The sequence below is a fragment of the Phreatobacter aquiterrae genome, from assembly GCF_053471285.1.
On sequence record NZ_JBJPHW010000007.1, the window covers coordinates 154,122 to 174,059 of the forward strand.

At 67.1% G+C, this 19,938-nt stretch carries 18 protein-coding genes; 6 read left to right on the forward strand and 12 right to left on the reverse strand.

The genetic code is table 11. The features are described 5' to 3' along the window. Positions 1–25: 25 nt before the first annotated feature. From ACJ4V0_RS12630 to ACJ4V0_RS12640, 3 genes are all read right to left on the reverse strand, one after another. A complete protein-coding gene (locus tag ACJ4V0_RS12630) occupies positions 26–1,183 on the reverse strand; it encodes an acyl-CoA dehydrogenase family protein (protein WP_448299928.1) in 1,158 nt (385 codons plus the stop codon). A gap of 124 nt (positions 1,184–1,307) precedes the next feature. Further along, entirely contained in the window at positions 1,308–3,095 is a 1,788-nt protein-coding gene (locus ACJ4V0_RS12635) for an acyl-CoA dehydrogenase C-terminal domain-containing protein (protein ID WP_448299929.1), read from the reverse strand. 73 nt (positions 3,096–3,168) lie between these two features. Beyond that, positions 3,169–3,648, reverse strand: coding sequence for a MerR family transcriptional regulator (locus ACJ4V0_RS12640; protein WP_448299930.1), 480 nt, complete (start codon positions 3,646–3,648; stop codon positions 3,169–3,171). Positions 3,649–3,873: 225 nt separating this feature from the next. Here ACJ4V0_RS12640 and ACJ4V0_RS12645 point away from each other — a divergent pair, with 225 nt between their 5' ends. The 6 genes from ACJ4V0_RS12645 to ACJ4V0_RS12670 all read left to right on the forward strand — a co-directional run bounded on the left by ACJ4V0_RS12645 (position 3,874) and on the right by ACJ4V0_RS12670 (position 11,878). Beyond that, positions 3,874–4,860: a TAXI family TRAP transporter solute-binding subunit gene (locus tag ACJ4V0_RS12645; RefSeq protein WP_448299931.1), complete on the forward strand. Its 987-nt coding sequence runs from the start codon at positions 3,874–3,876 to the stop codon at positions 4,858–4,860. A 182-nt stretch (positions 4,861–5,042) separates the two neighbouring features. Next, positions 5,043–6,971, forward strand: a complete 1,929-nt coding sequence (locus tag ACJ4V0_RS12650) for a TRAP transporter permease (RefSeq protein ID WP_448299932.1) — start codon at positions 5,043–5,045, stop codon at positions 6,969–6,971. 131 nt (positions 6,972–7,102) lie between these two features. Next, positions 7,103–7,651 carry a sigma-70 family RNA polymerase sigma factor gene (locus ACJ4V0_RS12655; protein WP_448299933.1) on the forward strand — a complete coding sequence of 183 codons (549 nt, stop codon included), beginning with the start codon at positions 7,103–7,105 and terminating at the stop codon, positions 7,649–7,651. Beyond that, positions 7,648–8,289: an NrsF family protein gene (locus ACJ4V0_RS12660; protein ID WP_448299934.1), complete on the forward strand. Its 642-nt coding sequence runs from the start codon at positions 7,648–7,650 to the stop codon at positions 8,287–8,289. The genes ACJ4V0_RS12655 and ACJ4V0_RS12660 overlap by 4 nt, the downstream gene beginning before the upstream one ends. A gap of 90 nt (positions 8,290–8,379) precedes the next feature. After that, positions 8,380–11,409 carry a DNA polymerase I gene (gene polA, locus ACJ4V0_RS12665; RefSeq protein ID WP_448299935.1) on the forward strand — a complete coding sequence of 1,010 codons (3,030 nt, stop codon included), beginning with the start codon at positions 8,380–8,382 and terminating at the stop codon, positions 11,407–11,409. Between the two features lies 1 nt (position 11,410). Continuing rightward, the gene (locus ACJ4V0_RS12670) at positions 11,411–11,878 is read left to right on the forward strand and encodes a GIY-YIG nuclease family protein (RefSeq protein WP_448299936.1); all 468 of its coding nucleotides are present in this window, start codon (positions 11,411–11,413) and stop codon (positions 11,876–11,878) included. A gap of 64 nt (positions 11,879–11,942) precedes the next feature. Here the strand turns inward: ACJ4V0_RS12670 and ACJ4V0_RS12675 are convergent, their stop codons facing one another. From ACJ4V0_RS12675 to mutM, 9 genes are all read right to left on the reverse strand, one after another. After that, a complete protein-coding gene (locus ACJ4V0_RS12675; RefSeq protein ID WP_448300032.1) occupies positions 11,943–12,974 on the reverse strand; it encodes an ABC transporter substrate-binding protein in 1,032 nt (343 codons plus the stop codon). Positions 12,975–13,027: 53 nt separating this feature from the next. Then, complete coding sequence (locus tag ACJ4V0_RS12680; RefSeq protein ID WP_448300033.1) at positions 13,028–13,813, reverse strand: ABC transporter permease; 786 nt, start codon at positions 13,811–13,813, stop codon at positions 13,028–13,030. Positions 13,814–13,818: 5 nt separating this feature from the next. Beyond that, the gene (locus ACJ4V0_RS12685; RefSeq protein WP_448299937.1) at positions 13,819–14,640 is read right to left on the reverse strand and encodes an ABC transporter ATP-binding protein; all 822 of its coding nucleotides are present in this window, start codon (positions 14,638–14,640) and stop codon (positions 13,819–13,821) included. A 484-nt stretch (positions 14,641–15,124) separates the two neighbouring features. Beyond that, the gene (gene yihA, locus ACJ4V0_RS12690) at positions 15,125–15,775 is read right to left on the reverse strand and encodes a ribosome biogenesis GTP-binding protein YihA/YsxC (RefSeq protein WP_448299938.1); all 651 of its coding nucleotides are present in this window, start codon (positions 15,773–15,775) and stop codon (positions 15,125–15,127) included. A gap of 4 nt (positions 15,776–15,779) precedes the next feature. Then, positions 15,780–17,651: a membrane protein insertase YidC gene (yidC, locus tag ACJ4V0_RS12695; protein ID WP_448299939.1), complete on the reverse strand. Its 1,872-nt coding sequence runs from the start codon at positions 17,649–17,651 to the stop codon at positions 15,780–15,782. 14 nt (positions 17,652–17,665) lie between these two features. Continuing rightward, positions 17,666–18,043 (reverse strand): ribonuclease P protein component, encoded by a 378-nt coding sequence (gene rnpA / locus ACJ4V0_RS12700; RefSeq protein WP_448299940.1) that lies wholly within the window; start codon positions 18,041–18,043, stop codon positions 17,666–17,668. Between the two features lie 48 nt (positions 18,044–18,091). After that, positions 18,092–18,226: a 50S ribosomal protein L34 gene (gene rpmH / locus ACJ4V0_RS12705; protein ID WP_038305233.1), complete on the reverse strand. Its 135-nt coding sequence runs from the start codon at positions 18,224–18,226 to the stop codon at positions 18,092–18,094. Positions 18,227–18,412: 186 nt separating this feature from the next. After that, positions 18,413–19,036: a glutathione S-transferase family protein gene (locus tag ACJ4V0_RS12710; RefSeq protein WP_448299941.1), complete on the reverse strand. Its 624-nt coding sequence runs from the start codon at positions 19,034–19,036 to the stop codon at positions 18,413–18,415. 4 nt (positions 19,037–19,040) lie between these two features. Continuing rightward, positions 19,041–19,925, reverse strand: coding sequence for a bifunctional DNA-formamidopyrimidine glycosylase/DNA-(apurinic or apyrimidinic site) lyase (mutM, locus tag ACJ4V0_RS12715; RefSeq protein WP_448299942.1), 885 nt, complete (start codon positions 19,923–19,925; stop codon positions 19,041–19,043). Between the last annotated feature and the right edge of the window lie 13 nt (positions 19,926–19,938).

Here is a 19,938-nt window from a genome sequence, read left to right on the forward strand (position 1 = left end):
CGGTTGATGGCTTGGCGTCGCCCGTTCAGAGCGAGCGCGCGATGAGAATCTTCATGATCTCGTTGGTGCCGCCGTAGATGCGCTGGATGCGCGCGTCCCGGTACATCCGCGAGATCGGATATTCGTCCATGAACCCGTAGCCGCCGAAGAGCTGGAGGCAGCGGTCGACGATGGTGTTCTGCAGGTCGGAGAGCTTGTACTTCGCCATGGAGGCCATGACGGTATCGCACTTGCCCTCGATGTGGAGGCCGACGCAGGTCTCGTAGAAGACCTTGGCCATGGTCGCCTCGGTCTTCATGTCGGCGAGCTCGAACTGGGTGTTCTGGAAGTCGATGACCTTCTTGCCGAAGGCGCCGCGCTCCTTGACGTAGTCGATGGTGAGCGTCAGCGCCCGCTCCATCATGCCGACGGCGGCCCCGGCGATCGTCAGCCGCTCCTGCGGCAGGGCGCGCATCATCTGGTAGAAGCCCTGGTTCGGCTCCGGGCCGAGCAGCGCCTCGGCCGGCAGCTTCATGTCGTCGAAGAAGAGTTCCGACGTATCGGCCCAGTCGAGGCCGAGCTTCTTCAGCTTGCGGCCGCGGCGGAAGCCCGGCGCGTTCTCGGTCTCGACGACGAAGAGCGAGGTGCCCTTCGCCCCGGCAGACGGGTCGGTCTTGGCGGCGACCACCACCATGTTGGCGTGCTGGCCGTTGGTGATGAAGGTCTTCGAGCCGTTCAGCACCCAGCCGTTGCCGGAGCGTTCGGCCTTGGTGCGGATACCCTGCACATCGGAACCGGCGCCGGGCTCGGTCATGGCGAGCGCCGCGATCAACTCGCCGGTCGCCATCTTCGGCAGCCAGTTCTTCTTCTGCTCCTCGGTGCCGTAGTGGAGGATGTAGGGGGCGACGATGGGTCCGTGGATCGCCCAGCCCCAGGAATCCGCGCCGGCCATGGCGATCTCGTGGGCGATGACGGCCTCGTGGCTGTAGTCGCCGCCGGCCCCGCCATATTCCTCCGGGATCGAGGCCGAGAGCAGGCCGGCATCGGCCGCCTTGATCCAGGCGTCACGGTCCATGACACCTGCCTCCGACCAGCGGTCGAGGTGCGGCACGAATTCCTTGGCGAGGAAGGCGCGGGCGCTCTCGGCGAGCATGTCGTGCTCTTCGGTCCGCCAGGCCGGCTTCGGCAGGTTGAGGGCGCTCATCTCGTTCTCCCGGATATTCCATTCGGCCGCTTTTGGGCCCGGTGTGCAGTTACACCACCGGGCGTCGCGGCTCTAAAGACGGCCTTACGGGGGAGCCGGCGCGGGCGCCGGCTCCCGGAATTCGTCAGAAGGCGTCGGCGGCGAGCGCCATCATCGAGTCGGCGCCAGCCTGGACGCGGGCGAGATGGGCGCCGGTCTCCGGCATCATCTGCTCGAAGAAAAAGCGCGCCACGGCGAGCTTGGCGCTCATCCGCTCGTCGGCGCCGGCCTCCAGCTTCTCGGCCGCGACCTTGGCCATCTTCGCCCACATGAGGCCCATGGCGACGAGGCCGAACATGTGCATGTAGGGCGTCGAGCCGGCGCCGGCATTGTCGGGCTTGGCCATGGCGTTCTGCATGAACCACATGGTCGCGGCCTGCAGGTCCTTGGCACCCTTCTCGAGCGACTGGACGAAGGCGCCGACGGCGGCGTCGTCCTTGTGCAGGGCACAGAAGGTGCCGACCTCGTTGAAGAAGGCCATCACCGCGCGGCCGCCATTGGCGCCGAGCTTGCGGCCGACGAGGTCGAGCGCCTGGATGCCGTTGGCGCCCTCGTAGATCATGGTGATGCGGGCGTCGCGGACGAACTGGCTCATGCCCCACTCGTCGATATAGCCATGGCCGCCATAGAGTTGCTGGGCCTTCACGGCATTGTCGAAGCCGAGATCAGTCAGCACGCCCTTGATGATCGGCGTCATCAGGCCGAGGTGATCCTCCGCCTTCTGCCGCTCGGCGGCGTCCTCGGAGCGATGCGACACGTCCGCCGCCAGCGCAGTCCACAGCACCAGCGCACGTCCCGCCTCGTTGACGGCGCGCAGCGTCATCAGCGTGCGGCGCACGTCCGGATGGACGATGATCGGATCGGCCGGCTTCTCCGGCGCCTTGGGGCCGGAGAGCGAGCGGCCCTGGATGCGGTCCTTCGCATAGGCGACCGCGTTCTGGTAGGCGACCTCCGACTGCGACAGGCCCTGGACGCCGACCGACAGGCGCGCCTCGTTCATCATGACGAACATGGCGTTGAGGCCCTTGTTCTCCTGGCCGACGAGCCAGCCGGTGGCCTCGTCGTAGTTCATGACGCAGGTGGCGTTGCCGTGGATGCCCATCTTCTCCTCGATCTTGCCGCAGGAGACGCCGTTGCGCGCACCGGGCTTGTTATCGGCATCGGGCAGGAACTTCGGCACGACGAAGAGCGAGATGCCCTTGGTGCCGCCCGGCGCGCCCTCGATGCGGGCGAGAACGAGGTGGATGATGTTCTCGGACATGTCGTGCTCGCCGGCCGAGATGAAGATCTTCTGGCCGGTGATGCGGTAGGAACCGTCGCCGTTCGGCACGGCCTTGGTGCGCAGCATGCCGAGGTCCGTGCCGCAATGCGGCTCGGTGAGGTTCATCGTGCCGGTCCACTCGCCGGAGGTCATCTTCGGCAGGTAGGTCTGTTTGATCTCGTCGTTGGCGTGGACGTTGAGGGCGGCCATGGCGCCCATGGTCAGGCCCGGATACATGCCCCAGGCGAGATTGGCCGATGACAGGAACTCGCCGATGACGGCGTTGACGGTCGCCGGCAGGCCCTGGCCGCCATAGGCCGGGTCGAAGGCAAGGCCCATCCAGCCGCCCTCGCAATACTGCCGGTAGGCCTCCTTGAAGCCCTTCGGCGTCGTCACCGAGCCGTCCTCGTTGCGGTGGCAGCCCTCCTTGTCGCCGACGACGTTGAGGGGCTGCACCACCTCCTCGCAGAACTTGGCGCCCTCGCTGACGATGGCCTCGACGAGATCGCGCGGCGCGTCCGCAAAGCCCGGCAGATTGCCGTAATTGTCCATCTTCAGGACGTCGTAGAGCACGAACATCGTGTCTTCGATGGGCGCCTTGTAGGTCGGCATGGGTCTTCTCCTCCGGGAGGCTGCGCCGGTTCCGGCGCCGGTTTCGTGGGCCGCCGTCGGGGCGGCGGCGGCTTCAGTCCCTCGACGCCGTAGCGCCGATGCCGGCGAGGCGGCCGTCGATGACGGTGATCGCCCGCTCGAGTTCGTTGATGGCGGTGTCGATGTCCTGCCGCTGGGCCACCAGTCGGCCGATCTGCTCGCGATACTTGCCGCGCGCCACCTTCATCTGTGTGACGCCGCCGTCGCCGAGGTCGTAGAGGTCGAGCATGGCCTTGACCTCCTCCAGCGAGAAGCCGACGCACTTGCCCATGAGGACGAGGCGCAGGCGCGAGCGGTCGCGGCGGGAGTAGAGGCGGTCCTGGCCCTGGCGCTGCGGCGACAGCAGGCCCTTTTCCTCGTAGAAGCGCAGGGCGCGGGCGGTGACACCGAATTCACGCGTCATCTCGCGGATGGTGAAGACGTCCTTGTCGGCCGGCACGGCCGTGCGGGCCAGCAGTTCGGCAAGCGTCGCGCCGCTGTGCGGGACGATGTCGTGTTCGACAGTGCTCGTCATCCCGATGGCGCCCTCCAGGCCGGCCGTTCGCATTCACCTTTCGTCTAACTCACGTTTACGTAAACGTCAACACCGAATGCGGCCGTGCGACATTGTCGCCGCACCCGCGGCCCGGCGCGGCCAACCCTGCGTCTGGACGGCGGCACGACAAACCCTGTAGTGAAAGCCACAAGAGCCGGAAACGGCCGCATCGCATCCGGAAACGCTTCCAGAGGAGTTCTGTCCATGTCCATTTCCCGTCGCCACCTTCTGGCCGGGGCTGCGGCCCTGCCCGTCATCCCCTCGCTCGCCTTCGCGCAGACCCGTGACCCGAGCTGGCCGGCCAACGTGACGCTCGGCACCGCCTCCGTCGGCGGCACCTATTTCGTCTATGGCCAGGCCTGGGCGAGCCTCGTCGGCGAGAAGATCGGCCTGCAGATCAACACCCAGCAGACCCAGGGTCCGAACCAGAACATCCTGCTCGTGCAGGACAAGCAGATCGACCTCGGCATGACCACCATGGGCGTCGCGCTGCAGGCCTGGAACGGCACCGGCGAATGGACCCGCGGCCGCAAGATGCAGGACGTGCGCGCGCTGTTCCCCATGTACGACACGCCGTTCCACTTCGCGGTGCTGAAGCGTTCGGGCATCACCAGCGTCCAGCAGCTTGCCGGCAAGCGCGTCGGCGTCGGCCCGCGCGCCGGCACGCCGGGCACCTATTTCCCGCTGATGTTCCAGGCCCTCGGCGTGCAGAACGTGACGATCCGCAACGGCCAGGCCTCCGACATGGGCTCGCAGCTCGGTGACGGCCTGATCGACTGCTTCGCCTTCGCCGCCGGCCTGCCGATCGCCGCCTATTCGGAGCTCTCCAACACCCAGGACGTCGTGTTCTTCGGCTTCTCCGACGCCGACCTCGCCAAGATGCAGGCGGCGCTGCCGGAGCTCTCGCCCTCGGTGATCCCGAAGGGCACCTACAAGCAGATGGCCGAGGACCAGAAGACCGTCGGCCTGTTCAACTTCGCCATCACCAACAAGTCGGTGCCGGACTCGCTCGCCTACGCCATCGTCAAGGCGGTGCACGAGAACCACGAGGCCATGGTGAAGGGCCATGCTGCGGCGGTGGAGACCATCCCGCAGAACGTCGCCAAGAACACCTTCCTGCCCTTCCATCCGGGCGCCGCGAAATATTACCGCGAGAAGGGCATCACCATCGCCGCGAATCTCGTCGGCTGAGGTTGTCCGGCAACGGAGTGGTGTGAACCGCGCCGCCCCCGCTGCTCCCCCTTGGGGCGCGGCGGGGGCGCATGCGTGATGCAGGACGTCCGGCCCCGGCGGGAGCCGCCGGCAACCGGGCGCTTGCCGTAACAAGCCCATTCCTGCACACGAATGGACAGGGACTGGTCTGGGGGGAAGGCATGGCGAAGCAGGACGCGGACATCGACGTCGATGACAAGCCCGTCGTGGTGTCGGAGGAGGAGTTCGCCGGCCTGAAGCGCACCCTCTCGGGCCTGGAGCAGCACCTCTTCGTCATCGGCGCCGCCGGCTTCACCCTCTATCACATCGTGGTTCTGAACCTGTTTCCGCAGGAAGCCATGCTCTTCCGCGCCACCCACGTGGCCTGGGCATCGGTGCTCGGCTTTGCGATCTACCGGCCGTTCGCGGGCTCCACGATCCATCGCATTCCCTGGTATGACTGGGTGCTGATCGCCCTCTCGATCGCCTGCTGCGCCTACATCTACTGGGAGCTCGACGGCCTGCTGTTCCGGGCCGGCGCCCTGCCCGATCCCATGGACATCTGGGTCGGGCTCGTCGGCACGCTCATCGTGCTGGAGTTCGCCCGGCGCACGGCGGGCCTCGCCCTGCCGATCATCGCCGGCATCTTCATCCTCTACGTCTTCATCGGTCCCTGGCTGCCGGGCGTGCTCAACCATCGCGGCTTCGAATGGGGCCGCTTCTTCGCCTATATCTACTCCGACCTCGGCATTTTCGGCACGACGACGGAAGCCTCGTCCAACTTCATCGTGCTCTTCGTCGCCTTCGGCGCCTTCCTGCAGGTCTCGAAGGTCGGCGACTACTTCAACGATCTCGCGCTGTCGGCATTCGGCCACCTGCGCGGCGGTCCGGCCAAGGCGACGATCGCTTCCGGCGTGCTGTTCGGCTCGATCTCGGGCTCGTCGGTCGCCAATGTCGCCGCCTCCGGCGCCATCACCATCCCGATGATGCGGCGGGTCGGCTACGACCGCGCCACAGCGGGCGCCGTGGAGGCGACCTCCTCCACCGGCGGGCAGATCACCCCGCCGATCCTCGGCGCGGGCGCCTTCCTGATGGCCGAGATCACCGGCATCGCCTATGCCGAGATCGCGTTTGCCGCCATCATCCCCTGCATCCTCTTCTACGTCGCCTGCTACGCGCATGTGGAGCTGCATGCGCGGCTGCACGGCCTTCACGGCCTGCCGCGCAGTGAACTGCCGCCGCTCTTCGGCCTGTTGAAGAAGGCCTATCTCTTCGCCCCGCTGGTCATCATGGTCTGGCTGCTGGTCTCCGGTTATTCGGCCTTCCGGTCCGGCTCGCTCGCCATCGTCGCGGCCATCGTGGTGAGCTGGCTCGACCGGCAGAACGCCATGGGTCCGAAGCGCTCGCTCGAGGCGCTCAACATGGCGGCGCGCGATTCCCTGCAGTTGATCTCCGTCTGCGCCGCCGCCGGCATCATCGTCGGCGTCATCGCCCTGACCGGGATCGGCGGCCGCTTCGCCCAGCTCCTCCTGCAACTCGCCGGCGAGAACGTGCTGTTCGCCATGATCTTCACCATGATCGTGGCGCTCATCCTCGGCATGGGCATGCCGACGACCGCCGCTTACGCCATCGGCGCGGCGGTGCTGGCGCCGGGCCTGCAGAGGCTCGGCGTCCCCCCGCTGGTCGCCCACATGTTCATCTTCTACTACGCCGTCGTCTCGGCCATCACGCCGCCCATTGCGCTGGCCTCCTTCGCCGCCGCCGCCATCGCCAGGGCCGATCCGTGGAAGACCGCCTTCATCTCGGTGAAGATGGGGCTCGCCGTGTTCATCGTGCCCTTCATGTTCTTCTATTCGCCACTGCTGCTCGGCCAGGGCACGATCTGGCAGATCCTGCCCGTGCTCGCGACCGCGCTGATCGGCGTGCTGCTGCTCGCCTGCGCGACGGAAGGATGGTTCGGCGGCAAGATCGGCTGGGTGCTGCGCGCGCCGCTGCTGCTGGCAGCCCTCATGCTGATCGCGCCGGAAGGCTTTACCGACATGGTCGGAATCGCCATCGCGGGCGGGGTCTTCCTCGTTGCACGCATGATGCGGAACGCCGCCCCGGCCTGACCGGGGCGGGCAACCGGCTGGCGCACGCGCGGGCTTCGCGGCATTCTCGTTCGCGATGACTCGCCTGCCTGTCGGACGGCGGGCTGTAACAGTTCCCTCATGCGCCCCGTATCAAGCCCATAGGTCCGACGTTGAAAGACCGGAACGACGACTGGAGTGCCTGGATGCGGGCGGGGCTTGCAGGGGATGAGGGAGCCTATGGGCGCCTTCTCCGCGAGCTGACTCCCTTCCTGCGCGCTCTCGCCCGTTCCGGCCTGGCAAGGGCCGGACGCTCGACGGCCGAGGCGGAGGATATCGTGCAGGACGTCCTTATCGCGATCCACACCCGGCGCACCAGCTGGATTCCCACCGAACCGCTGGTGCCGTGGATGCGCGCCATCCTGAAGCACAAGCTGATCGACTTCCTGCGCCGCAAGGGCCTGAGCGGCCATGTCGACATCGACGAATTCGCCGAGGTCATCGCCTCGCCGTCCAACGAGCCGGGCATCGCCACCCGCGACGTGGTGAAGCTCGCCGAGAGCCTGCCGTCCGGCCAGAAGGCGGTGATCCATGCGATGTTCGTCGACGGCCACAACACGCAGGAGACGGCCTCGGCGCTGCAGATGAGCGAGGGCGCCGTGCGCGTCGCCCTTCACCGGGGCCTTGCCGGCCTCGCAAGGATGCTCCGAGGGAGCATATGAGCCCTATGAAGACCGACGACCTGATCGCAACCCTCGCCCGCGACGCCCGCCAGACCGGCCCGGCCGTCCACCGCCGCATCGCCATCGCGCTGGCGATCGCCGCGGTGACGGCCTTCGCCCTGATGATGGCGAGCCTCGGCGTCAGGCCCGACCTCGCGGCGGCCAGCACGACGATGCTGTTCACCCTGAAGATGCTGCTGGTCGCGACCCTGGCGGTGGCGGCCTTCGCGCTGGTGCGGGCCTCTGCCCGGCCCGAGGCGGAACTGCCGAAGATCGTGCTCCTCGTGCCCGTCCTTCTCATTGTCTTCGGCATCGGCCATGAGATCGCGACACAGCTTCCCGCCAACCTCCCTGCAAGGCTGGTGGGACGGAACTGGCGCGTCTGCCTCGTCGCGATCCCCCTGCTCGGCCTTTTGCCGCTGGCCGCCATCCTCACCGCCATGACCGCCGCCGCCCCGCGCAACGCGACACTGGCCGGCGCGCTCTCGGGCTTTGCCGCCGGCGCCATCGCCGCCGTCTTCTATGGCCTGCACTGCACCGACGATTCGCCGCTCTTCGTTGCCACCTGGTACTCGCTGGCCATCGGCATGCTGACCCTGGCCGGCGCGGCCGTCGGCCGGCGCCTTCTCGCCTGGTGACGTTGCCAGGATTGCGAGTATGGCGACTGCTGACATGACGTGAGCGGCCCGGGCGTCCATAATGGCGGCCCACCGAGAGGCCCGCATTCCATGCACACCGAGCACCACCGCCCTGTCGGCAAGGGCGACCGCGTCTTCCTCGTCGACGCGTCCTCCTTCGTCTTCCGCGCCTATTTCCAGTCCATGAACCAGGACCGGAAGTACAATGCGCGCTCGGACGGCCTGCCGACCGGCGCCGTCAGGCTCTTCTCGACCAAGGTGCTGCAGTTCGTCGAGGAAGGCGCGCTCGGCGTGAAGCCGACCCACCTCGCGATGATCCTCGACAAGAGCGAGAATTCGTTCCGCAAGGAGCTCTACCCGCTCTACAAGGCGCAGCGGCCGCCGCCGCCCGAGGACCTCGTGCCGCAGTTCCCGCTGATGCGCGCCGCCATCCGCGCCTTCGGCCTGCACGCCATCGAGCAGGATCGCTACGAGGCCGACGACCTCATCGCCACCTATGCCGACGAGGCCTGCGGCCGCGGCGCCGACGTGCTGATCATCTCGGCCGACAAGGACCTGATGCAGCTCGTGCGCCCCTGCGTCGCCTTCTACGACCCGGAGAGCGGCATCAAGGGCAAGCCCGGCTACCGGCCGGAGCGCCTGCTTACCCACGGCGACCGCTTCGAGCGCTGGAACGTGCCGCCCGAGAAGATCGGCGATGTCACCGAATACTGGGAAGGCCTGCCGCCGGAGAAGATCGTCGACATCCAGTCGCTGGAGGGCGACACCTCCGACAACGTGCCCGGCGCCCCCGGCATCGGCCGCAAGACGGCCGCCCAGCTCATCTCCGAATATGGCGACCTCGACACGCTTCTCGCCCGCGCCCACGAGATCAGGCAGCCGAGGCGCCGCGAGACGCTGACCGACCCGGAGGTGATCGAGAAGGTCCGCATCTCGAAACAGCTCGTGCAGCTGGTGCGCGACGTGAAGGTCGAGGTGCCGCTGGACGAGACCGGCCTCGTGAAGCCCGACGGCCGGAAGCTGATCGCCTTCTTCAAGGCGCTGGAGTTCACGACCATCACCAAGAAGGTCGGCGAGCTCTACGGCGTCGATCCCGCCAAGGTCGATCCCGACCCGGCGCTGGCCGCCGGCCCGAAGGCGCCGGTCGCGGCCCCGGCTGCAACGGCCGCGGCAGATGGGGACGGCGACCCCTCCCCAGCCGCCGCCGATCCCGGCGCGCCGACCCCGCAGACCCTCGCCGCCCGCACCGCGGAAAAGCTGCGCGCCTCCGCCATCGACCGCTCGCTCTACCAGTGCATCACGACGCTCGAGGCGCTCGATGCCTTCATCGCCGGTGCGCGGGAGGCCGGCGTCGTGGCGCTGGACACCGAGACCAATTCGCTCGACGCCATGGCCGCAGACCTCGTCGGCTTCTCGCTGGCCTATGCCCCCGACAAGGCCTGCTACGTGCCACTCGCCCATCGCTCCGGCGAGGCCGGCCTGTTCGATTCCGGTCTCGTGGAAGGTCAGATTCCGATCCGCGAGGCGCTCGCCCGCCTGAAGGCCCTCGCCGAGGACCCCGGTGTGCTGAAGGTCGGCCAGAATCTCAAATACGACCTGCTGGTGCTGTCGCGCCACGGCATGACCATCGCGCCCTATGACGACACCATGCTGATGTCCTATGCGCTCGACGCCGGCCGCGGCTCGAACGGCATGGACGCGCTGTCGGAGCGCCATCTCGGCCATGTGCCGATCAGCTTCGATGCCGTCACCGGCACGGGCAAGGCGCGCATCACCTTCGACCGGGTGCCGCTCGACCAGGCGACCGCCTATGCCGCCGAGGATGCCGACGTGACGCTGCGCCTCTGGCAGGTGCTGAAGCCCCGCCTGCCGGCCGAGGCCAAGACCACCGTCTATGAGACGCTGGAGCGCCCGCTGGTCGATGTCCTCGCCCGCATGGAGCGGCGCGGCATTCTCATCGACCGGCAGGTGCTCTCAAGGCTGTCGGGCGATTTCGCGCAGGTCGCGGCCCGCGTCGAGGCGGAGATCCAGGAACTCGCCGGCGAGCCGCTCAACCCCGGCTCGCCGAAGCAGCTCGGCGACATCCTGTTCGGCAAGATGGGACTGCCGGGCGGCTCGAAGACCAAGACCGGCGCCTGGTCGACAGCCGCCGGCGTGCTAGAGGACCTCGCCGAGGAGGGCCATGCGCTCCCCCGCAAGATCATCGACTGGCGCACGGTGACGAAGCTGAAGTCGACCTATACCGACGCGCTGCCGACCTACATCAATGCCGAGACGGGCCGCGTGCATACGTCCTTCGCCCTCGCCGCGACGACGACGGGACGGCTCTCCTCCTCCGACCCCAACATTCAGAACATTCCGGTGCGCACCGAGGAGGGCCGCAAGATCCGCACCGCCTTCATCGCGCCGCCCGGCCGCAAGCTGGTCTCCGCCGACTATTCGCAGATCGAGCTCAGGATCCTCGCCCACATCGCCGATATCCCGCAGCTCCGCCAGGCCTTCGCCGACGGCATCGACATCCACGCCATGACGGCGTCGGAGATGTTCGGCGTGCCGGTTGCCGGCATGGACCCGCTGGTGCGCCGGCGGGCCAAGGCGATCAATTTCGGCATCATCTATGGCATCTCGGCCTTCGGCCTCGCCAACCAGCTCTCGATCCCGCGGGAGGAGGCCGGCGCCTACATCAGGAAGTATTTCGAGCGCTTCCCCGGCATCCGCGACTACATGGACGCGACCAAGGCCTTCGTGCGCGAGCACGGCTATGTCGAGACCATCTTCGGCCGGCGCTGCCACTTCCCGGCGATCCGGTCAGGCAACCCGTCGGAGCGCGCCTTCGTCGAGCGGCAGTCGATCAACGCGCCGATCCAGGGGTCGGCGGCCGACATCATCCGCCGCGCCATGGTGCGCATGGATGCGGCGCTGGAGGCCGCCGGCCTCGACGCGCTGATGCTGCTGCAGGTGCATGACGAACTTGTCTTCGAGGTGCCGGACGATCAGGTCGACCGCACGCTGCCCGTCATCAAGCGCGTCATGGAGGACGCTACCCACCCGGCGCTGCAGCTCAAGGTGCCGCTCGCCGTTGACGCCCGCGCGGCGGTGAACTGGGAAGAGGCGCATTGAAATGCAGGTCAATGCAACTTTCGAAAGTCATACCTCCCGGATCCCGTCCCTCTTCTCCGCTTTGGATAGCGCTGAGCCATTTCTTATGCAGTTACGTCGTCGATCCGCTCCAAACGCACCCGCCGTCTATGTTCTGTTCGACGACGGCAAGCCGGTCCACATAGGACGGACCAGAGATCTTCGCCGCCGCCTGCAGGATCACGTGACGAAAGACCATAACAAAGCATCCTTCGCGTTCAAAAGCGCGAGACGCACTCTTGGATTTAAGGCAACGTACAAGAAAGAAGGGTCCAGGAAATATCTAATGATGAATCAAGAATTCATTAAATGCTTCCATGGAAACATCGAATTATTGCTGAGAATGAAATTCAAATTTATCGAGATTGCAAACTCTATTGATCAGTACCTGCTGGAGCTGTATGCCCATATGGAATATGGCCTACCACTGGACGAGTTCGACACCCATTGACCAAGTGCAAGCTAATCCGCCGCGCCGTGAGAACCGACGCGACGGATCGACTTGATGTTCTAGCTCAGGTCACCGTCGTCGCGGCCTTCTGGGCGAAGCGCGGTTCGAAGGACTTGCCGACCACGTCGGGCGACACGCTCTCCATCTCCTTGTCGAGCGCCTTGAGCATGGCGAAGACCGCATTCATGCCGTCCTGCGCCATCACGCCGGTCTTCGAATAGGCGTCCTTGGAGGCCTGCACGGCCCTGATGTAGAGCGCCTTGTCGCCGAGGTGATACTGCTCCGGCACGGCGTCCGCGACCTCGGCGGGCGAGGCCTTGTCGATCCAGCGCAGCGCCTTGTAGAGGCCGTTCACCGCCGCCTGCGTCGTGTTCGGGTTCTTCTCGATGAAGTCCTGGCGCAGATACAGGCAGGCCGCCGGATTGGTCGCGCCGAACAGGGCGCGGGTCCCGGCCTCGGTGCGGGTGTCGATCAGCGTCACCACGTCGCCGTCGGCCTCGAGCTTGGCGATGACGGGATCGAGGTGCGAGATCAGGTCGATCTCGCCGCGCTTCATGGCGGCCACCGCGCTGGCGCCGCCGCCGACCCCGATGAAGCTCGCATCGCTCGCCTTCAGGCCGACCTTGGACATGGCGTGGACCACGGTGATGAAGGTCGAGGAGCCCGGCGCCGTGACGCCGATCTTCAGGCCTTTGAAATCGGCCGCCGACTTCACCTTGTCGGCGATCGCCTTGCGCACGGCGATGACGATGGTGGGGAAGCGCAGGAGCTCGATGGTGGAGCGGATGTCCTGCCCCTTGGCCTGCATGCGCAGCGTGTGCTCATAGGCGCCGGTCACCATGTCGACCGAGCCGCCGACCAGCGCCTGCAGCGAGCGCGCGCCGCCGGCAAAATCGTTGATCTCCATGTCGAGGCCGAAATCCTTGAAGAAGCCGCGGCGCTCGGCGATCGTCAGCGGCAGGTAGTAGAGCAGCGACTTGCCGCCGACGCCGAGCGTCACCTTCGGCTTTTCCGGCGCGCCTTGCGCGAAGGCGGGCAGCGGCAGCGTGAGGCTTGCGCCCGCGCCCATCAGCGACAGCATCGTCCTGCGGTCCATGGTGGTCATCATTTCCTCCCTTGTCGTTCTCGGCGCTTCGATGCGCCCTTCCATCACACGGTCTTTGTCTCGCCCGGCTTCCACACGAGCAGCGGCTTCTCGACCAGCGTCACGACGCCGTCGATCAGCATGACGAAGCCCATCAGGATCACCATGCCGGCGAAGACGCCGGTGACGTCGAAGACGCCCTCCGCCTGGTGGATGAGATAGCCGAGACCGGCCGCCGAGCCGAGATATTCGCCCACGACGGCTCCGACCACGGCGAAGCCCACCGAGGTGTGCAGCGAGGAGAAGACCCAGGCCAGAGCCGCCGGCCAGTACACGTGGCGCAGCAACTGGCGCTCGTTCATGCCGAGCATGCGGGCGTTCGCCAGCACCACCTGCGGCACCTCGCGCACGCCCTGATAAACGTTGAAGAAGACGATGAAGAAGACCAGCGTCACGCCGAGCCAGACCTTCGACCAGATACCGAGCCCGAACCACAGCGCGAAGATCGGCGCCAGCACGACGCGCGGCAGCGCGTTCATCATCTTCACATAGGGGTCGAAGACGGCGGCGACGATGGGTTTGCGCGCGAACCAGAAGCCGATGACGATGCCGAGGGTCGCGCCGATGACGAAGGCGAGAACCGTCTCCACCAGCGTGATCCACAGGTGCCGGTAGACCGAGCCCTCCAGGAACATGGAGAAGACGCGGCCGAACACGTCGATCGGCGTCGAGAAGAAGAAGCGCATGGTCTTGACGTCGGCGACGATCGACCACGTCGTGACCACGTGCCAGAACAGGAACACGGCGACGGCAACCAGGATCTGCAGCGCAAGGAGCTTCGGACGGGAAATCGGCGTCATGCTGCGGCCCCCTTGTCGATGAGGCCGTAGGTCTTGCGCACCTCGTCGCGCAGGCAGGACCAGATCTCGGCGTGAAGGCGGTGGAAGGCCGGCTCGGACCGCACCTCGGCGATGTCGCGGGGGCGCGGCAGGTCGACGGCGAACTCGCCGATGAAGCGGGAGCTGGGGCCGGCGGACATGACCACCACCCTGTCGGATAGCGCGATCGCCTCGTCGAGGTCGTGGGTGACGAACATCACCGCCTTGCGGTCCTGCTGCCAGAGATCGAGCAGCAGCTCGCTCATGATGAGCCGCGTCTGGGCGTCGAGCGGCCCGAAGGGCTCGTCCATCAGCAGGATCTTCGGCTCGCGCACCAGCACCTGGGCGAGCGCCACGCGCTTCTTCTGGCCGCCGGAGAGCTGGTGCGGATAGCGGTCGCCGAAGGCGGCGAGACCGACCTTGGCCATCATCGCCCGCGCGCGCTCGAGCGCCTCGGAACGCCTGATGCCGCCGACTTCGAGGCCGATGGCGACATTGTCCTCCGCCGTCTTCCACGGCATCAGCGCATCCTGCTGGAAGAGATAGCCGGCCTTGCCGCAGAGCCCGGTGAGCCGCTCCCCGAAGATGTCGCAGGTACCGGACGAGGGCGCCATCAACCCTGCGGCGATGTTCAGGAGGGTCGACTTGCCGCAGCCGGTGGGGCCGAGCAGCGCCACGAACTCGCCGTCCTTGACCGACAGGTCGACCGGCTGGACCGCTTCATATTTCCCGCCGCCCGCCAAAGCGTATGCGACCGAAACACCCTCGAGGTGCACGGCAATGGTCACGTCGCCTCCCATGGCGCTGGATGGAGTGCGCGCCCTCGGGCGAACGCAGGATCGGGATTGTCTCCCTGTTGACGTCACAATACCGACCGCTGGCCGGCTTGAGAAGGGAAGACCTGTCGCACCACCATCGGCAGAGGTCCTCCGCGAGGCCGGAACAGCCGCTCCGGGCGCCGACCGCGGTCGACGAAAGGCAGGGATCATCCACTCCGAACGTCGCCCTCGACCGACCGAGCGGCAGCGAGCCAGGGGAAGGGGATCCTCGAGTTGCAGGGCGCGGGTACGCCCTGCACGTCGCAACTGCGTCCTTCGAGGCTCGCTGCCGCTCGCGCCTCAGGATGAGCAGGTGGTCAATTGCACAGCGGTCGCTCAAGGCGCGATGGTCAAGCTTTTCCAGACGCTGATGCCAGGCACCACCCCGCCTCATCCAGAGGCGCGAGCGGCAGCGAGCCTCGAAGGACGCACTTGATGTGCGCGATCGACCGGACCGAGCGGGCCTCTACGCCCTCTCCGCCGCGACCCGGGCGATGGCGGCGCGCAACTCCGGGATGCCCTCGCCCTTGCGGCTGGAGGTGGCGATCACCTCAGGGAAGGCTGCGGCCCGCTTCTTGAGAACGTCGAGCGTCGCGGCGGCGAGCTTCTCCAGCGCCGGCTCTGTGATCTGGTCGGCCTTGGTCAGGACGACCTGGTAGGAGACCGCCGCCTTGCCGAGTTCGTCCAGCACGTCGACATCGACCGGCTTGATGCCGTGGCGGGCGTCGATGAGGACATAGACGCGGGCGAGATTCTGCCGGCCGCGCAGGTAGTCGTGGATGACCTTGGTCCACGCCTTCACCTTGGCTTCCGGCGCCGCGGCAAAGCCGTAGCCCGGCATGTCGACGACGACGAGCCCGAGGCCCGGCCCTTCCTCCGAGGGAACATGGAAGAAGTTCAGTTCCTGCGTGCGGCCCGGCGTGTTCGACGTGCGCGCCAGGCTGTTCTGCCCGACGAGCGCGTTGATCAGGCTCGACTTGCCGACATTGGAACGTCCGGCGAAGGCGATCTCCACCCCCGTCATCGGGGGCAGGTGCTTCATGTCGGGCGTGCCGCGCCAGAAGGTCCAGGGCCGCGCGAAGAGCTTGCGCCCGGTCTCGATCAGGTCGCCCGCCATACCGTCAGCCGGCGGGCTTGGTCGGCCCGCCTCCGAACATCGACCGCATGTTGTCCCACAACTCGATCTTCACGCCGTACTTGCGCATGATCAGGCCCTGCTGCAGCACCGACAGGAGGTTGTTCCAGGCCCAGTAGATGACGAGGCCGGCGGGGAACGAGGCCAGCATGAAGGTGAAGAGGATCGGCATCCACTTGAAGAACGCGGCCTGGATCGGGTCCGTCGGGGCCGGGTTCATCTGCATCTGCACCCACATCGTGATGCCCATGATGATCGGCCAGACGCCGATGAGCAGGAAGGCCGGCACGGTGAATGGCAGGAGGCCGAACAGGTTGAAGATCGATGTCGGGTCCGGCGCGGAAAGGTCCTGGACCCAGCCGAAGAACGGCGCATGCCGCATCTCGATGGTGATGAACAGCACCTTGTAGAGCGCGAAGAACACCGGGATCTGGATGAGGATCGGCCAGCAGCCCGCCAGCGGATTGATCTTCTCCCGCTTGTAGAGCGCCATCAGTTCCTGCTGCTGCTTCATCTTGTCTTCGGCGTAACGCTCGCGCAGCGCCATCATTTCCGGCTGCACCTTCTTCATCATGGTGATGGAGGCGTAGCTCTTGTTGGCGAGCGGGAAGAACAGGGCCTTGATCAGCAGCGTCACCAGCAGGATGGCGATGCCGAAGTTGCCCGTCTGGATGAAGATCCAGTCCATCACGACGAACAGCGGCTTGGTGATGAAGTAGAACCAGCCCCAGTCGATCAGACGGTCGAAGCGGTCGATCTTCAGCGCGTCGGAATAGCCGTCGACGACGCGCACTTCCTTGGCGCCGGCGAAGAGCCGCGTCGTGGTCTCCGACGTCGCGCCTGGCGCGATGGTCACGGCGGGCGAGAGGAAGTCGGTCTGGAACGACTTGGTCGTGCCGGACTGGAAGAACTTGAAGCTCGAATCCGTCTCCGCGTTCTGGTCGGGAATCAGCGCTGCAGCCCAGTACTTGTCGGTGATGCCGAGCCAGGCGCCGCGCGCCTTGAAGGTCTGCGCGCGGGCGGTCTCGATGGCGGAATAGCCCACTTCCTGCAGGCCCTTGTCACCGAACACGCCGATCAGGCCCTCGTGCAGGATGTAGTAGCCCGAGGTCTGCGGCAGGCCGTGGCGCGAGATGAGGCCGAAGGGATGCAGCGACACGGGCGCGGCGCCGGCATTGGTGACGCCGTCCCGCACGGTGATCATGTAGTTGGCGTCGATCTGGAACGTTCGGCGGAAGGTCAGGCCCTGGCCGTTGTCCCAGGTGATGGCGACCGGGCTCGCCGGGGTGAGCGTGCCCGACCCCTCCTGGGTCCACACGGTCTGGGCGTTGGGCACGGCGGCGGTCACGCCCTGCGCCGGAACGTAGCCGAACTCGGCATAGAAGGGGTGGCGGTGGTTGATCGGATCGATGGGCGAGCCGGCCGGCGCGAACAGCACGACGTTCGGGCTGTTGCGCTGGATGGTCTCGCGATAGGAGGTCATCACCAGATCGTCGACGCGGCCGCCGAGGAGATTGATGGAGCCCTTCAGGCGCGGCGTCTCGATGCCGACGCGCGGGCTGGCCGCGAGGACCGCCTCGCGGGACAGGCCCTGAACCGGCACCGGGGTGAGCGCGCCGGGGGCGGCAGGGGCGACGGAACCGGGAGCGGGGGCAGCGCCCGGCTGGGGCGGGGCGCCGGGTACCGGCGAGGTCGCGGCGGGAGCCTGGCCGGCCGCCTGCTGCTGTTGCTGGAGCTGCTGCTGGCGCTGCGCCTCGCGCTGGCGCTCCACCTGCGGCATGCCGACGAAATACTGCCAGCCGACCAGGACGAGGATCGAGAGAGCGATCGCGAGGATGTAGTTGCGGTTATCGGCCATCGGTCCGTCGGTGATCAGGGATTGGAGCGACCCGTGGGGCGGGCGGAGCGGGGAGCGGCGGCGCGGACGAGCGCCTCGGTGAGGTCGGTCTTAAGAACGTCGAAGGGGCGGTCGAGCGCGTTGCGGTTCAGCACCAGCACGTAGTCGGACCCGGGCCTCGCCCCGGTCTGGGCACCGAGCCGCACCACCTCGCGCAGGCGTCGGCGCATACGGTTGCGCTCGACGGCGCCGCCGGTCTTGTTCGTCACGGTGAAGCCGAAACGCGGCGGCTTGTCGTCGCCGCGCGTGCGTTCCTGCAACACGAAAGCCGCCGTTGTGACACGGCGGCCCTTGGAGCAGGCGATGAAGTCGGCCCGCCGAACGAGGCGGATGGGCGTTGTCGAACTCGTCATTCGCGCCCTCCCGTCGTTCGGCTCAGCCGAAATCCCGGCCGTGGCAGATCAGGCGGACAGGCGCTTGCGGCCGCGGGCGCGGCGGGCGGCGAGAACCCGCTGGCCACCCTTGGTGGCCATGCGGGCACGGAAGCCGTGGCGGCGCTTGCGGACGAGCTTGGAGGGCTGGTAGGTGCGTTTCACGGGACGTCTCCGCGCGGGTCGGGTTCAAAACGATCGAATGAGGGTGCGAACGGGCTCGCGGGCGATGATCCGGCGAACGGACCACGCACTCGGGCGCGAGCCGCTCCCAAGTCGGCGCGGGTTATAGGCCGCCCCGTCCGGAAAAGTCAACGCGGCAGGGTTTCGCGCCTGGAAACCGTTGCGCCGTCAGGTCAGCGGAATGCTGGCGACGTGCTCCTGGAAGGCCGGACGCGCCGAGATCGCGGCGTACCAGCGGTCGACATTGGCATAGGCCGGGCTCTCGGGAATCAGCGCCTTGTAGCGCATCACCATGATGCCGAAGGGGATGTCGGCGACGGTGAAGGTGTTGCCGACGACGAAGAGATGCTGGCCCAGTTCGGCATCGAGGATCGCCATGGAGGCGATGGAGGCCTGCTTGGCCTTCTCGATGGCGGCATTGTCGCGCTTGTCCGCAGGCGTGCGCACAAGCCCGATGAAGACCGGACCGACACCCTGGCCGAGCTCGGTCTGCTGCCAGTCCATCCACATGTCGACGCGCGCCTGGTCGGCGAGCGCCGGCGGCATCAGGCGGCCGTGCTTGCGGGCGAGGTAGCGGCAGATGGCGTTGGATTCCCACAGGACGAGACCCTCGTCCTCGATGGTCGGGATCTTGGAGTTCGGGTTCAGCGCCTTGTAGGCCGGCTCGCCGACGATGCCGAACTCGCGGCCCGCATCGATACGCTGGTGCGGGATGCCGATCTCGGCGACGCACCACATCACCTTCTGCAAGTTGGAGGAGTTCCTGCGGCCCCAGACCTTCAGCATCGTCATTCCCTTAGCGTTGGCACGCCGGACAATAGAAGGTTGAGCGGCCCGACTGCACGATCCGCCGCACAATGTGACGATCACCGCACCGCCTGCAAGTCTCGCCTTCGCGATCGTAGACATGGAAGCTGTGCTGGAAATAGCCGAGCTCGCCGGAGGGCTGGGCATGGTCGCGCAGGGACGATCCGCCCGCCTCGATCGCCTCGGAGATGACCTCCCGGATGACAGGCACCAGCCGCTCCAGCCGGACGGTGGGCTCGCCGCCCTTCGTCACCAGCGTCCCGGCCGCCCGCTGCGGCGACAGGCCGGCGCGGTGCAGTGCCTCGCAGACATAGATATTGCCGAGGCCGGCGATGATGGACTGGTCGAGCAGGGCCGCCTTCAGCGGCGCCGCCTTGCCGCGGAACACCCGCGCCAGATGTGCGGCAGAGAGGTCGTTGCCGGTCGGCTCGACACCGAGCCTGGCCATCAGCGGGTGCTCGGCCAGCGCCCGCCGCTCCGTCATCAGCATGAAGCCGAAGCGGCGCGGGTCGTTGTAGGTGACCGTCGCGCCCGACGAGAGCGTCAGGACCACATGGTCATGGGCGGCGTCACGCGAGCGCTCGTGGTGGAACTCGCCGACCACCTCGCCGGACAGGGCCGGCCGGGCGATGCGGAACGATCCGGACATGCCGAGATGCATGATGACGACCTCGTCGCCGTCGAGATCGGCGAGGAGGTATTTGGCGCGGCGGCCGAGGCCGGTGACGCGGCGGCCCGCCAGCCGCTCGGCGAAACGTTCGGGGAAGGGAAAGCGCAGGTCGGCGCGCCGGACCTCGGCGGCGAGGATGGTCGCCCCTTCCATCACCGGCGCCAGGCCGCGGCGGACGGTTTCGACCTCGGGGAGTTCGGGCATGGCGACCGGAAGC

What these genes read in the sequence shown, in the direction of transcription:
- ACJ4V0_RS12630 (WP_448299928.1), bottom strand. Translation starts at nt 1,183, where the DNA reads ATGAGCGCCCTCAACCTGCCGAAGCCGGCCTGGCGGACCGAAGAGCAC.
- ACJ4V0_RS12635 (WP_448299929.1), bottom strand. Translation starts at nt 3,095, where the DNA reads ATGCCGACCTACAAGGCGCCCATCGAAGACACGATGTTCGTGCTCTAC.
- ACJ4V0_RS12640 (WP_448299930.1), bottom strand. Translation starts at nt 3,648, where the DNA reads ATGACGAGCACTGTCGAACACGACATCGTCCCGCACAGCGGCGCGACG.
- ACJ4V0_RS12645 (WP_448299931.1), top strand. Translation starts at nt 3,874, where the DNA reads ATGTCCATTTCCCGTCGCCACCTTCTGGCCGGGGCTGCGGCCCTGCCC.
- ACJ4V0_RS12650 (WP_448299932.1), top strand. Translation starts at nt 5,043, where the DNA reads ATGGCGAAGCAGGACGCGGACATCGACGTCGATGACAAGCCCGTCGTG.
- ACJ4V0_RS12660 (WP_448299934.1), top strand. Translation starts at nt 7,648, where the DNA reads ATGAGCCCTATGAAGACCGACGACCTGATCGCAACCCTCGCCCGCGAC.
- polA (WP_448299935.1), top strand. Translation starts at nt 8,380, where the DNA reads ATGCACACCGAGCACCACCGCCCTGTCGGCAAGGGCGACCGCGTCTTC.
- ACJ4V0_RS12670 (WP_448299936.1), top strand. Translation starts at nt 11,411, where the DNA reads ATGCAGGTCAATGCAACTTTCGAAAGTCATACCTCCCGGATCCCGTCC.
- ACJ4V0_RS12675 (WP_448300032.1), bottom strand. Translation starts at nt 12,974, where the DNA reads ATGGACCGCAGGACGATGCTGTCGCTGATGGGCGCGGGCGCAAGCCTC.
- ACJ4V0_RS12685 (WP_448299937.1), bottom strand. Translation starts at nt 14,640, where the DNA reads ATGGGAGGCGACGTGACCATTGCCGTGCACCTCGAGGGTGTTTCGGTC.
- yihA (WP_448299938.1), bottom strand. Translation starts at nt 15,775, where the DNA reads ATGGCGGGCGACCTGATCGAGACCGGGCGCAAGCTCTTCGCGCGGCCC.
- yidC (WP_448299939.1), bottom strand. Translation starts at nt 17,651, where the DNA reads ATGGCCGATAACCGCAACTACATCCTCGCGATCGCTCTCTCGATCCTC.
- rnpA (WP_448299940.1), bottom strand. Translation starts at nt 18,043, where the DNA reads ATGACGAGTTCGACAACGCCCATCCGCCTCGTTCGGCGGGCCGACTTC.
- ACJ4V0_RS12710 (WP_448299941.1), bottom strand. Translation starts at nt 19,036, where the DNA reads ATGACGATGCTGAAGGTCTGGGGCCGCAGGAACTCCTCCAACTTGCAG.
- mutM (WP_448299942.1), bottom strand. Translation starts at nt 19,925, where the DNA reads ATGCCCGAACTCCCCGAGGTCGAAACCGTCCGCCGCGGCCTGGCGCCG.